A 12,257-nucleotide genomic window follows, 5' to 3' on the forward strand; every position below is an offset into this window, starting at 1 on the left:
TCTCAATACTCAAATCTAACTACTCAATACTAAATGAATAGTACCATATTACAAACCGCAACGCGGTATCTCTTACCGATACTTTTATTGTTTTCGGTATTTCTCTTGCTTCGGGGGCATTATTATCCCGGAGGAGGATTTGTAGGTGGTTTGGTTGCATCCATAGCCTTTGTGTTGCATAGTTTTGCTTTTGGTCCTCAAAACACCATGAAGCTCATTCAATACAAACCCTTATCCCTTATTCCCATTGGATTGGGAATTGCTTCTGTGAGCATGTTTCTACCTACCTTTTTTGGTTACCCAGTCATGACTGGGCTTTGGCTGGAAGAAAAGATTCCCGTCATTGGCATGATTGGCACAGCTTTATTCTTCGATCTCGGTGTATACTTTGTTGTCATCGAGGTTGTATTAACTATTTTATTCACAATTGCTTTAAATACAGAGGAGGAATAATGGAACTGATTCTCGTTTTATTGATCGGTATTCTATATGCCGCTGGGATATACCTCATCTTGCGTCGCAGCATGGTGAAACTGTTATTAGGAATTATGTTATTGGGAAATGGGACCAATATATTGATCTTTTTATTGGGGAATATTGTCAAAGGCAAGCCGCCAATAATCGGCCCTGACTTAAAGGTATTTACGGATATTTATGCCGATCCCATACCACAAGCCCTTATTTTAACCGCAATCGTTATCAGTTTTGGACTGACTTCGTTTGCTATTGTACTACTTAAACGCGTTTACGCCTTATTGGGCACAGATGATTTGGATAATTTGAACACGCCTGAGGAAGAAGATATATGATAGACAACCAGATTATTGCCACGGTTATCGTGCACCTTTTTATTGCAATTGTCCAGCTAATACTCTGGCGAAAATCTACTGCGCAACGTTTTCTGAGCGTCGGTGGGAGTCTCCTGGCCCTTATTCTTGCATTTAAGCTATTTTTCAAAGTTTATGATGGGGAAATCTTGACCATGAATGCCGCCAATTGGAAAGCTCCATTTGGAATCGTCTTTGTCGCTGATCTTTTTAGTAGTACCCTGGTCGTCCTCACTTCAATTGCTGGACTTGCAGTTTCGATTTTCTCTTGTGTCGGCGTTGGAAGACAACGTATTTTATATGGCTATTTCCCTATTTTTCATTTCTTGATGATGGGATTAAATGGGGCATTTTTGACCGGAGATATTTTTAATCTTTATGTCTGGTTTGAGGTGATCATTATTTCTTCCTTTGTGCTGATGACGCTCGGCGGTCGTAAATCGCAATTGGAAGGTGCCGTAAAATATATGGCCATGAATATATTGGCCTCCACTTTTTTCTTGACAGGAATTGGTATTCTTTATGGCATCTCGGGCTCCCTCAATATGGCTGACCTAGCGCTACGTATCCCCAAGATACAAAATCAGGCACTCGTAGAAATTACAGCTACTTTTTTCCTTATCGGCTTTGGAATCAAATCGGCTGTATTTCCGCTGTATTTTTGGCTTCCCTCCTCCTATCATACACCGCCTTCGGCTGTTGCCGCAACTTTTGGAGGTCTATTGACCAAAGTTGGGATTTATGCCTTATTCAGGGTATTTTCACTATTGTTTATTCCAAACCAATTCACCAAAGAACTGTTGGTCATATTGGCAATACTCACTATTTTGACAGGCGCCTTTGGTGCATTGATTAAAACCAATATCCGCAGGTTGTTTTCCTACTTGATTGTCTGCCATATTGGTTTTATGATTGGTGGTCTAGGTTTATACAGCAAATGGGCGCTGTTGGGTGCTATTTTTTATCTTATTCACGATATTATGGTAAAAACCAACTTATTCTTAATGGCAGGTGTTATTCGGCAGCTTCGCGGTACTATGGATATGAATAAGCTGGGGGGACTATATGCACAATACCCCAAGATTTCTTTACTTTTTGCAATCGTACTTTTCTCCTTGGTCGGCATTCCACCCTTATCAGGTTTCTGGCCCAAAGTCTATCTTTTTAGAGATGCCTTTCAATTGGAAAAATATGCTTTCGCAGGAGCATTGATTATCGGTAGTTTTATTACGCTCTATGTCATTGCCAAAATGTGGGCCCAGGTATTTTGGAAGGATGCTCCTGAGCCTGAGATCATCGAAGATAAATTTGCTGGAATGATAGGCTATAAAAGAACAATGCTACTCTTACCCGTCATAATATTGGCATCAGCATCCCTTTATATCGGATTTAATGCAGAAGCAATTATACATGTCGCAGATAAGATAGCCACACAATTACTGGATACTTCACCTTATATAAATGCTGTATTAGGAGGGCAGAATTGATATGATAAAACAGTTTCTAATGAACCTCATGCTATCTTTTATTTGGGTAGCACTGACAGGATCAATGTATTATACGAATTTCATGTTCGGTTTTTTACTTGGTTTCGCGATTCTTTGGATCATGAACAAAAACGAAGCCGATCAACGTTATTTCTATCGTGTTCCCAAAACAGTGAGTTTTATTCTATTTTTCTTATGGGAAATGATTGTCGCTAATGTGCAAGTTGCTTATGATGTGATCACCCCTAAGTTTTTTATTAAACCAGCGATCGTCAAGTATCCGATGGATGCCAAGACAGATTTGGAGATCAATTTGCTTTCAACTTTTATATCACTAACACCCGGTACGCTTATTTTGGATGTGAGTGAGGATAAGAAAACTCTTTTTATCCATGTTATGTACATGAAGAGCAAAGAACAATTTGTCTCGACCCTAAAAAACAATGTTGAACGAAGACTTTTAGAACTCTTACGATGACTTTAACTACTTACTTCGATTATGTTATCCTCCCGATATTAACCTTATCGGTTATTCTGGCTTTTATCCGCTTATACAAAGGTCCGCAGATCTTTGATCGCGTGATTGCCCTGGATCTCATTATCACAATTGGAATTGGAATTATTACAGTCTATAGTATACGTACTTCACAAGAAGTATTTTTAGATATTGCCATGATTTTGGCACTGATCGCATTCCTAGGAACTATAGCCTTTTCATTTTATTTAGAAAAACAAAGCAATGATGACTGATATTACGTTAGCAATTTTAAGCACCATCGGCGCACTGGCCATATTGTTTGCTTCAATTGGCATATTACGGATGCCTGATTTCTATTTGCGGCTTTCAGTGACTGTAAAAGCAGCAACCTTAGGAGTCGGCCTCTTATTGATCTGCGCCGCAATGACATTTCCAGATGTCTCCGTGACGACCAAAGCAATAGCGATTGGTTTCTTTTTAATCTTGACCGCACCTGTTGCCGCCCACATGATTGGACGAGCCGCTTACATACAGCGTGTAAAGACCTGGAAAGGGACAACCTTAAACGATTTGGAAAAAGAAGGGCAACTGGATTGTCGGAAAGAAGATTTTTAGACTCTTCCGCAGATATTCGTAAAAATATTACCATCAGCAAGAGTTCTTCACAAACAATTAAGGCATCAAAACCGGGTTTTGATGCCTTAATTGTTTAAGACCCTTTTAATGGGCGAGCCTCTCTTCTTTGACTCGGAATACTAAAATATGATACAGACCGGAGCCGGAACTTTGATTTCTTTGCCCGCATCTGTCAACAACCCAGTCTTTGTATCTCGACTAAACAGTACGATATTATTGGTATACTGATTGGCCACAAGCAAGTATTTTCCATCGGGAGAAAGATTAAAATTCCGCGGCCCTTTACCCTTTACGGATGTATTGGACAGCTTATTTAACCCGCCGTCTTTTTCCACCGAGAAAGTCGCTATTGTATTTGCCTCACCGCGGTTAGTCGCATATAAAAATTTGCCGTCATCAGAAATTTTTATGTCTGCCCCACCATTTTGTCCCTTGAAGCCCTCAGGGTTGATTTCGTAAGTACTCTGATACATCCAGTCATTACCCTCCTTTTTATAACTAGCAACCTGTCCTGTCATTTCCAATACGACGTAAAGAAATTTTTCCTTTTTATCAAAAGCGATATGACGAGGTCCTCCACCTGCGGGTGTAAAGAAATCTTCAGATTCTTCAGCTAGACTATATGCAGTTCCAGATTTATTAACAGGAAATACAGAAATTTGATCTAACCCTAGATCCTGTACATATAAACGATCACCCTTACTGGAAAAAAAAGTTGAATGCACATGTGGTTTCTCCTGACGGACTGGATCGACACCTTTACCTTCATGTTGAATCAGTCGATTTCTTTTACTCAAAACACCATTTGTTTCGAGATCAAATAGTGCCGCCGATCCGCCGGTGTAATTTGCTACTGCCAATAGATTACCTTTAGGATGCACTTCAACGAAACAGGGTGATTCCCCGCCCGTAGGAAGTGAGTTCAGAAAAGTCAGCTGTCCTTCCTTAAAAGAAAAGGCAGACACTGTACCTTCCTGATTTGGAAGTTCATTGACCGCATAGATAAAATTATTATTTCGAGCCAGAAAAGAAGGGTCCTTACTTTCTTGGGTGCTGACCAAGGTGGCTTCACCTGTTTTTGTATCGAAATTATAGATATAGATACCTTTGCTTTCTGTTTTGTTTGTATAGGTCCCAACAAACATTGGGATCTGTTGTGCAAAACTCGCCAAAGGCAGGAATGTCATCAGATAAATAAAAGCTTTTTTCATGTGTATACAATTTATTAAAAATAATTGTTCGAATTTCCCTCGTTGCTCGCTATGTAGCACAAAAAATAAAGATACCTTCCTAAGTCATTACTATGGTAGATAAACTTGTTAAATTAGGTTAAAACCGCCCTTTCTAATAGGCAAATCCGTATTTTTAGCGAATCAATTTTAACAAGTCTAAAATCTCCTTTTGAAATATTGGGATTATAAAAATATTGTTAAATAAAAATACGAATAATTCATATAATCTGATAATTTTGTGCTGTTGTTCAAAATAGTCTATATTGAACGATAGAATTAAGAGATTATTAGTGATTTAGATGAATCCGCTGTGACATCAATCTGTACAATTGGTACGTGATTTAAAACGGTTCATAGTTGCTTCATCAACGTTTAGAAACATATTATTTAGATGAAAAAAAACATATATATATTGTTTTTGTTGCTGTTTGTATCAATTCAGGCCAGCCTTGCACAACGTCAGATTGTTGACCGTGTAGTGGCAACAGTTGGTTCAGGAATTATTCTGCAGTCCGATCTGGACATGCAATACTCACAATGGCTTGCCCAAGGGAATAAACCCGATGAGAAGTTTAAATGTGGTGTTCTTGAGCAATTGATCATTCAGAAATTACTTTCCCAACAGGCGGTAATTGACTCGATTGACGTCACGGAAACAGAGGTGGATGACAACTTAAATTCCCGTTTGCGCCATATGTCCCAGCAAGCTGGTGGCCAAGAACGCTTAGAGAAATTCTTGAACCGTTCTTTGTTACAATACAAGGAAGAAATGCGTGCAAGTGTTTTTGAACAGCTGAAGGCAAATAAAATGCAACAAAATATCGTGCAGAAAGTGGATGTAACACCATTGGAAGTAAAACGTTATTTTGAGGGATTGAATAAAGATAGTCTTCCCTATTTCAATACAGAAGTTGAAATTGGTGAAATTGTTATGATGCCGAAATTGACCGACGAAGAGAAAAAGGAACAACGGGAGAAAATCGAAGGTATTCGCAAACAGATTGTCGATGGTTCGGATTTCGGAACAATGGCGCGTCTGTACTCGCAAGATCCAGGTTCTGCGCCTTATGGTGGTGACCTAGGCTTCGGTACACGTGATAACTATGTAAAAGAGTTCTCCGCAATGGCGTTTAAATTAAAACCAGGAGAACTATCACCTATTGTAGAGTCAAAATACGGATTTCACATCATCCAGGTATTGGAAAGACGTGGAGAAGAGGTGCATACCCGTCATATCTTGATGAAAATGAATCCGGGTGCTGCTGCACTGGAACGAACCAAAAATAAACTGGACAGTATCTACAAATTGGTGGTGGATAAGAAATTAGATTTTTACCATGCTGCGACCAACAATTCTGATGCTGAAGAAAGCAAATTTAATGGTGGTATGGTCTTAAATCCACAAGGATCTAGCCGTACAACTTTAATTCCTATGGATGGATTGGAAAAAGCCGTATTTACAACCATTGACCCATTAAAACCAGGGGAATATTCTAAACCAGAGCAATTCACAGACAAAACTGGAGATGTGGGTTACCGTTTCAACTATTTGAAAACCCGTATCGCACCACATAAAGCAAATTTGGATCAGGACTTCACAAAGATCAAAGATGCCGCGAAAGAAGATAAAGTACGTCGTAACCTGAGCAAATGGTTTGACGACAAGGCGAAGAACACATTCATTGATATCAGTGATGACTTTGACACCTGTGATGAACTCGCAAAATGGAGAAAGAAATAAAAGACTTTTTTCTACCATAAATAAATAAGGCCTGAATATTTATATTCAGGCCTTATTTATTTGGTAATCACGCGCGCATGATTTATTTCTCAAACATCATTTCTATTAGAATATTCCAGTTGGCTTTCTTCACATCATCCTTCGCTAATTCGCTTAACTGCCATACCCGAATATAATTATACTTGACGACCTTATCTTTTTGTCGTACAGTTGCAGTCCCCTTTGTATAGGCAAAATCTCCGCTATAAGAACGTTTGACCTCCTCCGGCACTGTTTCTATCGTCATACGCTGTTTCTTCAAATAAGCCATCATTTTGTCCTTCCCTTCCATTGGACTGGTCCAAGGAAACAAAAAGCGGACATCCTCACTCAAAAACTCTTTATATGCAGTAGGGTTGTCTGCCTTAAGGACAGTAGACATCAACTTATCTGTTTCCAGTACAATATCCTCCCGTTGGTTCAGGCGTACTTTAGAGCGATGCTTTAGGTACCAAGAATCAGTTGGTTCAATATATTCCAGGTCAAATTCACCATCCTTACCGTTATTTTCTACTTCGGCACGAATATCGACTAACCACTTGCCTTTCTTGTTACGTTTCCAAACTGTCAAGTACTCACCGTGACGCAGCCTCGCTCCCACTTTCTGAAAATCCAGAGAACCAGATGTCACGCCAAACTCCAAGCTCTTCGCAACAAGCGCAAAAGTAGGCTGCCAATTTAATACATCTGGAATATTCGGTCTATTATTAAGATAATTGTATGCATTTACCGCCGAAGGAACATAAAATGTGGACTCCTTGTCGATAATAGATAAAAACGCTTGATGCGGTGTAGAAGCTTTCGCTAATGCGGCAGCATCTTTATCTGCCTGCAGTAAGCTTCCTACTTTTTCGGGTATCTGTGCGTACAATGTTGTCCCCACTGTACTCATTAACGCAACAATGGATAACCTATTCCAAAAATTCATATGCAAATGATTATTTATCAGGGTTCATCCTAATTATTTTAAATGAACTCATTACACTCGGGTTTTATTTTAAAGGCAACAGGAAATATTTTTTGGTTTCAAAAGTATCTAGACTTTCTAACAATAAATATTCCCTTCGATTCCCTCTTTTTTTAATTCGATCTTTTATCTATCAAATCTTATTCCAAAGTGTTCCTTCTTTACTATCTTTCAGTTGGATACCAATTGCATTAAGTTCATCACGGATACGATCCGAAGTGACAAAATCTTTATTTGCCTTCGCTTCGTTGCGTAATCTGATCACCAGATTCATCACATCATCAATATCATCTGTTCCAGAAGCTTGGTCATTTCTCAGCCCAAGGATATCCTCCACAAACTCTTTCAAGAAAACTTTTAGTTTTTCCAATCCCTCTTCAGATACCTTTGCTTTGCCATCATAGATGGAATTGATGATCCGCACAAGCTCAAACAGTTCGGCAATCAAAACCGGACTATTGAAATCATCATCCATTGCCGCATAACATTTATTCCGGATCTCAGACAGATTGAATGAATCAGCTCCCTTTGAAACTTTTAGTTTATCCAATAGTCCAATAGCACTCATCAAGCGCTTATAACCCTTATCTGCTGCATCAAGTGCTTCATTGGAAAAATCTAATGTACTTCTATAGTGAGCCTGTAACATAAAGAAGCGAACGGCCATCGGCGAATATCCTCTATTTAACAAAGGGTGGTTACCCGTGAACAATTCACCTGGTAAGAATCCATTTCCTGCAGATTTGGACATCCGTGCACCATTGACTGTCAACATATTGGTATGCATCCAGTATTTGGCAGGTGCAGTATGATTACAGGCTTCGGACTGCGCGATTTCGTTGGTATGGTGTGTAGCAGCCAGATCCATACCACCACCGTGGATATCAAACTGATCTCCTAAATACTTCCTGCTCATCGCCGAACATTCGATGTGCCATCCTGGAAATCCAACACTCCAAGGAGCTGGCCAGCGCATAATCGTTTCCGGCTTAGCTTTGATCCAGAGCGCAAAATCCAAGCGTCCTTTTTTTTCATCCTGACCACTCAGCTCACGTGTATTGTTCAACATATCTTCCAATTTACGATTGGTCAATACGGTATAATCATACTGTTGTACATATTTCTCGACATCGAAATAGACAGTACCATTTGTCTCGTAAGCATAGCCGTTATTGATGATCTGTTCAATCATTTCGATCTGCTCCGAAATATGTCCTGTCGCAGTGGGTTCAATGCTAGGAGGCAATGTATTAAACAGACGCAAAACATCATGAAAACCAATGGTATATTTCTGTACAATTTCCATTGGTTCGAGCTGTTCCAATTTAGCCTTTTTCGCAAACTTGTCATCTCCTTCATCACGATCGCCCTCTAAATGCCCTGCATCTGTAATATTCCGTACATAACGTACTTTATACCCCAAATGACGTAGATATCTAAAAATCAAATCAAAAGAAACAAAAGTACGGCAGTTACCTAAGTGTACATCGCTGTAGACGGTAGGTCCACAGACATACATTCCAACAAGGTTGGGGTGAATTGGTTCGAATTTTTCTTTTGTTCGCGAAAGCGTATTGTATAAAAAGAGATTATGGTCCATGTTTGTTATCTGCTTGGAAATCTATTTTTGTCTGAAATATATTTGAATAGGCACGCCTGTAAAATCAAAGTGCTCACGCAATTTATTTTCAACAAAGCGTTTATATGGATCTTTGATGTATTGTGGCAAATTACAGAAGAAGGCAAACATTGGCGTTCTTCCCGGCAATTGTGTCACATATTTAATTTTGATATATTTTCCTTTTAGGGATGGTGGAGGATAATTCTCGATAATATCCAACATCACTTCATTCAACTTCGATGTTGGGATCTTTTTTGTTTTGTTGGCATAGACCTTATCAGCTACTTCCAATACTTTTAGAACACGTTGTTTTTCAGTTACGGAAGTAAAGACAATAGGCACATCAGTAAATGGCGCAATTTTCTCCCGGATACGATCTTCAAAAGCTTTCATGGTCTTGTTGTCTTTTTCGATCAAATCCCATTTATTGACAACAATCACAATACCTTTGCGGTTCTTTTCAGCTAGATTGAAGATATTCACATCTTGAGCCTCTAGGCCATCCTGCGCATCCAGCATCAAAATCGTCACATCAGAATCCTCTAGGGCTTTGATAGTACGCATGACTGAATAGAACTCGATATCTTCGTTTACTTTTGACTTACGACGAAGACCAGCGGTATCAATCAAAAGGAAATTATGTCCATATTGGTTGTAATGAATACGGATAGAATCACGCGTTGTACCCGCCATTGGTGTTACAATATTACGGTCTTTACCGATCAAGGCATTTGTAAGTGAAGATTTACCCACATTTGGGCGGCCTACGATCGTATATTTAGGTAAAGCTTCATCTTCCTCTTGTTCCTCTTCAAAGTGAGAAACTACAGCATCCAATAATTCTCCGGTACCAGAACCAGTAGCAGAAGAAATATTAAATACTTCACCTAAACCGAAAGCATAGAATTCGGCTGATTCATGATGCAATTTAGCATGGTCCACTTTGTTGGCAACCACATATACAGGTTTGGAACTTCTTCTGAGGATATCAGCGATTTCATCATCTAGGTCAGTAATACCAGTAGTAACATCTACCATGAATATAACGACTGACGCTTCTTCAATAGCGATATAAACCTGATCCCGGATTGCTTCTTCAAAGACATCATCCGAACCATGTACAAAACCACCTGTATCGATTACTGTAAATTTCTTTCCGATCCACTCTGCCGTCTCATAATGACGGTCGCGCGTCACTCCGCTAAAGTCATCAACAATCGCTTTTCTACTTTCGGTAAGACGATTGAATAAGGTAGATTTACCCACATTTGGACGACCAACAATTGCAACAATATTTGCCATATTTATTTTATTTGATCCATCCACTATCACAGCAGATGGCACTTTTATGCTAAATTACACGTTAAGGGTACAAAGATACGGATTCAAAAGGGATTATGGAGACAGAAAAACAAAAATGGCTTTACCGTGAAGTAAAGCCATTTATAGGGTTTAAATTATGAATATTCGTCTAGTTAGACGTTGGATTCTGAGTCAATACCCCAGGATACGAATTGATTGCTGTCTGAGGAATAAAATATGTCACCCGATAATCCGTTGCAGGAATGTTACGGTACTGGTTATGAGGACCAGGATATTCTCTCACGAGCTCCTCCCCATTTCTAAAGACATCATAACTTCTTTCCGCCTGATAAGCCAACTCTAATTGACGTTCTCGGTCGATCAATTTATTAGCATTAGATGCATCTAGATTTTGGTATGCGCCATTTACTATAGATCGTGTACGAATTAAATTCAAATCAGTTAAAGCAGCCCCGTAATTACCTAATTTGGCATTGGCTTCTGCTCGATTTAAATACACTTCTCCTAAACGACTTATTACGGGAGAATGCAACTGCGAGTCTTCCCCCTCACGTGAGCATTTTACGATATAGAATTGTGGATGACCACCATTTAACGTAATGAAATAATCAATATAACCATCGTAAGTTTTACCATCTTTATAACTGATTGTATAACTTCCCTCCTGCGCATTTTTTGGAGTTAAAGTATAAGTCTCAATACCATCTTTACACGTAATAATATTCCCAGTCCTTGTAATTGGAGCTTGGACATATTTATTAGCTCTCACTAAGTTACCTTGTTTATCCCTAGTCTCCTCATACTTAATAAATCTAAAGACCTCTGTGTAGTTTCCACTATTTTGATCTTTCGAATATGTCGGTTCGATAAAAGCAGCTCTGGCATCAACAATGTTCAAATGCCCCGGACGCCAATCATTTCGGCCAGTCTCATTCAAAAGGCTAATGTACTTAGCACTCGCGTACATTTCACCCCAGCCCATGCCACCAATATTCGAATACATACCACCAATACCATAGTAATGATCTGAACCTGAAAATTCTGAAGCGACACGTTTAATTGCGAAAATAGTTTCCTTATTATCTTCAGGTCTAAACGTATTATATTTCATAAATTGGTCTCGAGATAACAAGATATATTTACCTGAATTAATAACCTTATCTGCATATTCAACTGAAAGGCGCGCATACTCCGCATTAGGCTTTTTATAAGTACCGCTCATATACAAATACACTCGGGAAAGCATTGCTTGAGCAGCCTCTTTTGAAGCAAAAACGGCCTTTTTATCCATTGTCATCAGAGACTCAGCCTTTTTCAAGTCACTTATCGCTTGTTCATAGGTTTGTTTTACCGTAGAACGGTCCGGCAGATTAAGATCGTTAATTACGTCATCCGGTGTGCCATTCACAATAGGCACTCCCAAATTAGTTTCTGGATTCTGGTAATATGGCTTACCAAAAGCACGACAAAGATAAAAATACATCATCCCACGGATGTAATAACATTCACCCAATTGATTATCAATTTCTACACTTTGCCCCTCTTTCACCAATTTAATAATATTAGAGGCCTGTGCAACGGCTTTATACCCAGCATCCCAAAAAGTCTGTAAACGACCATTGTTCGGAGTCCGCTCATAAGAAATAAACTCGAAAAAAGCATCTGTTGAAGCCCCCCTAATCATCATGTTATCACCAGCATACTCTCCGAGACGATGCATAGGGTCAGACCATGCTTTCAACTGTCCATATGTACCATTCATCAATGCCCCTAAATTTCCCTCTGGATTCTGGGTTACTAAATCAGAATCCATAGAACCATACGGATTCCTATCAATATTACAAGATGCCACAGCACTCGCAATCAGTATTGAAAATATTATTCTTTTCATTATTATATCCACATC

12 protein-coding genes are annotated in these 12,257 nt (G+C 39.2%); 7 read left to right on the plus strand and 5 right to left on the minus strand.

The window, feature by feature from the left end; all coding sequences use genetic code 11:
* Positions 1 to 33: 33 nt before the first annotated feature.
* Genes DFQ12_RS16440 through mnhG form a run of 6 tightly spaced genes read left to right on the plus strand, consistent with a single transcriptional unit; the run spans position 34 to position 3,407 of the window.
* Complete coding sequence (locus tag DFQ12_RS16440; protein WP_120260160.1) at positions 34 to 453, plus strand: Na+/H+ antiporter subunit B; 420 nt, start codon at positions 34 to 36, stop codon at positions 451 to 453.
* Complete coding sequence (locus tag DFQ12_RS16445) at positions 453 to 809, plus strand: Na+/H+ antiporter subunit C (RefSeq protein ID WP_077438800.1); 357 nt, start codon at positions 453 to 455, stop codon at positions 807 to 809. The genes DFQ12_RS16440 and DFQ12_RS16445 overlap by 1 nt, the downstream gene beginning before the upstream one ends.
* Positions 806 to 2,314: a proton-conducting transporter transmembrane domain-containing protein gene (locus tag DFQ12_RS16450; protein ID WP_120260161.1), complete on the plus strand. Its 1,509-nt coding sequence runs from the start codon at positions 806 to 808 to the stop codon at positions 2,312 to 2,314. Before DFQ12_RS16445 ends, DFQ12_RS16450 begins: the two co-directional genes overlap by 4 nt.
* 19 nt (positions 2,315 to 2,333) lie before the next feature.
* Entirely contained in the window at positions 2,334 to 2,792 is a 459-nt protein-coding gene (locus DFQ12_RS16455; RefSeq protein WP_223581930.1) for a Na+/H+ antiporter subunit E, read from the plus strand.
* Positions 2,789 to 3,064 carry a monovalent cation/H+ antiporter complex subunit F gene (locus tag DFQ12_RS16460; protein ID WP_120260163.1) on the plus strand — a complete coding sequence of 92 codons (276 nt, stop codon included), beginning with the start codon at positions 2,789 to 2,791 and terminating at the stop codon, positions 3,062 to 3,064. The genes DFQ12_RS16455 and DFQ12_RS16460 overlap by 4 nt, the downstream gene beginning before the upstream one ends.
* On the plus strand, positions 3,054 to 3,407 hold the full coding sequence (gene mnhG, locus DFQ12_RS16465; protein ID WP_223581928.1) for a monovalent cation/H(+) antiporter subunit G: 354 nt from the start codon (positions 3,054 to 3,056) through the stop codon (positions 3,405 to 3,407). Before DFQ12_RS16460 ends, mnhG begins: the two co-directional genes overlap by 11 nt.
* Positions 3,408 to 3,547: 140 nt before the next feature.
* On the opposite strand, the gene DFQ12_RS16470 is transcribed toward mnhG, so the two are convergent.
* Positions 3,548 to 4,639, minus strand: a complete 1,092-nt coding sequence (locus DFQ12_RS16470) for a lactonase family protein (RefSeq protein ID WP_120260164.1) — start codon at positions 4,637 to 4,639, stop codon at positions 3,548 to 3,550.
* Between the two features lie 412 nt (positions 4,640 to 5,051).
* On the opposite strand from DFQ12_RS16470, the gene DFQ12_RS16475 reads away from it, so the two are divergent.
* Positions 5,052 to 6,401 (plus strand): peptidylprolyl isomerase, encoded by a 1,350-nt coding sequence (locus DFQ12_RS16475; protein ID WP_120260165.1) that lies wholly within the window; start codon positions 5,052 to 5,054, stop codon positions 6,399 to 6,401.
* Between the two features lie 82 nt (positions 6,402 to 6,483).
* On the opposite strand, the gene DFQ12_RS16480 is transcribed toward DFQ12_RS16475, so the two are convergent.
* The 4 genes from DFQ12_RS16480 to DFQ12_RS16495 all read right to left on the minus strand — a co-directional run bounded on the left by DFQ12_RS16480 (position 6,484) and on the right by DFQ12_RS16495 (position 12,242).
* Complete coding sequence (locus DFQ12_RS16480) at positions 6,484 to 7,368, minus strand: DUF4440 domain-containing protein (RefSeq protein ID WP_120260166.1); 885 nt, start codon at positions 7,366 to 7,368, stop codon at positions 6,484 to 6,486.
* Between the two features lie 172 nt (positions 7,369 to 7,540).
* Positions 7,541 to 9,007, minus strand: a complete 1,467-nt coding sequence (gene cysS / locus DFQ12_RS16485) for a cysteine--tRNA ligase (protein WP_120260167.1) — start codon at positions 9,005 to 9,007, stop codon at positions 7,541 to 7,543.
* A 21-nt stretch (positions 9,008 to 9,028) separates the two neighbouring features.
* On the minus strand, positions 9,029 to 10,330 hold the full coding sequence (gene der, locus DFQ12_RS16490) for a ribosome biogenesis GTPase Der (protein WP_120260532.1): 1,302 nt from the start codon (positions 10,328 to 10,330) through the stop codon (positions 9,029 to 9,031).
* 169 nt (positions 10,331 to 10,499) lie between these two features.
* Positions 10,500 to 12,242 (minus strand): RagB/SusD family nutrient uptake outer membrane protein, encoded by a 1,743-nt coding sequence (locus tag DFQ12_RS16495; RefSeq protein ID WP_120260168.1) that lies wholly within the window; start codon positions 12,240 to 12,242, stop codon positions 10,500 to 10,502.
* Positions 12,243 to 12,257: the final 15 nt, after the last annotated feature.

Source organism: Sphingobacterium detergens (assembly GCF_003610355.1).
In the GTDB taxonomy this organism is placed as follows: Bacteria; Bacteroidota; Bacteroidia; order Sphingobacteriales; family Sphingobacteriaceae; genus Sphingobacterium; species Sphingobacterium detergens.

Bases quoted from the DNA above. Each gene is read 5' to 3' on its own strand.
- DFQ12_RS16440 (WP_120260160.1), top strand. From the start codon at position 34: ATGAATAGTACCATATTACAAACCGCAACGCGGTATCTCTTACCGATA.
- DFQ12_RS16445 (WP_077438800.1), top strand. From the start codon at position 453: ATGGAACTGATTCTCGTTTTATTGATCGGTATTCTATATGCCGCTGGG.
- DFQ12_RS16450 (WP_120260161.1), top strand. From the start codon at position 806: ATGATAGACAACCAGATTATTGCCACGGTTATCGTGCACCTTTTTATT.
- DFQ12_RS16455 (WP_223581930.1), top strand. From the start codon at position 2,334: ATGAACCTCATGCTATCTTTTATTTGGGTAGCACTGACAGGATCAATG.
- DFQ12_RS16460 (WP_120260163.1), top strand. From the start codon at position 2,789: ATGACTTTAACTACTTACTTCGATTATGTTATCCTCCCGATATTAACC.
- mnhG (WP_223581928.1), top strand. From the start codon at position 3,054: ATGATGACTGATATTACGTTAGCAATTTTAAGCACCATCGGCGCACTG.
- DFQ12_RS16470 (WP_120260164.1), bottom strand. From the start codon at position 4,639: ATGAAAAAAGCTTTTATTTATCTGATGACATTCCTGCCTTTGGCGAGT.
- DFQ12_RS16475 (WP_120260165.1), top strand. From the start codon at position 5,052: ATGAAAAAAAACATATATATATTGTTTTTGTTGCTGTTTGTATCAATT.
- DFQ12_RS16480 (WP_120260166.1), bottom strand. From the start codon at position 7,368: ATGAATTTTTGGAATAGGTTATCCATTGTTGCGTTAATGAGTACAGTG.
- cysS (WP_120260167.1), bottom strand. From the start codon at position 9,007: ATGGACCATAATCTCTTTTTATACAATACGCTTTCGCGAACAAAAGAA.
- der (WP_120260532.1), bottom strand. From the start codon at position 10,330: ATGGCAAATATTGTTGCAATTGTTGGTCGTCCAAATGTGGGTAAATCT.
- DFQ12_RS16495 (WP_120260168.1), bottom strand. From the start codon at position 12,242: ATGAAAAGAATAATATTTTCAATACTGATTGCGAGTGCTGTGGCATCT.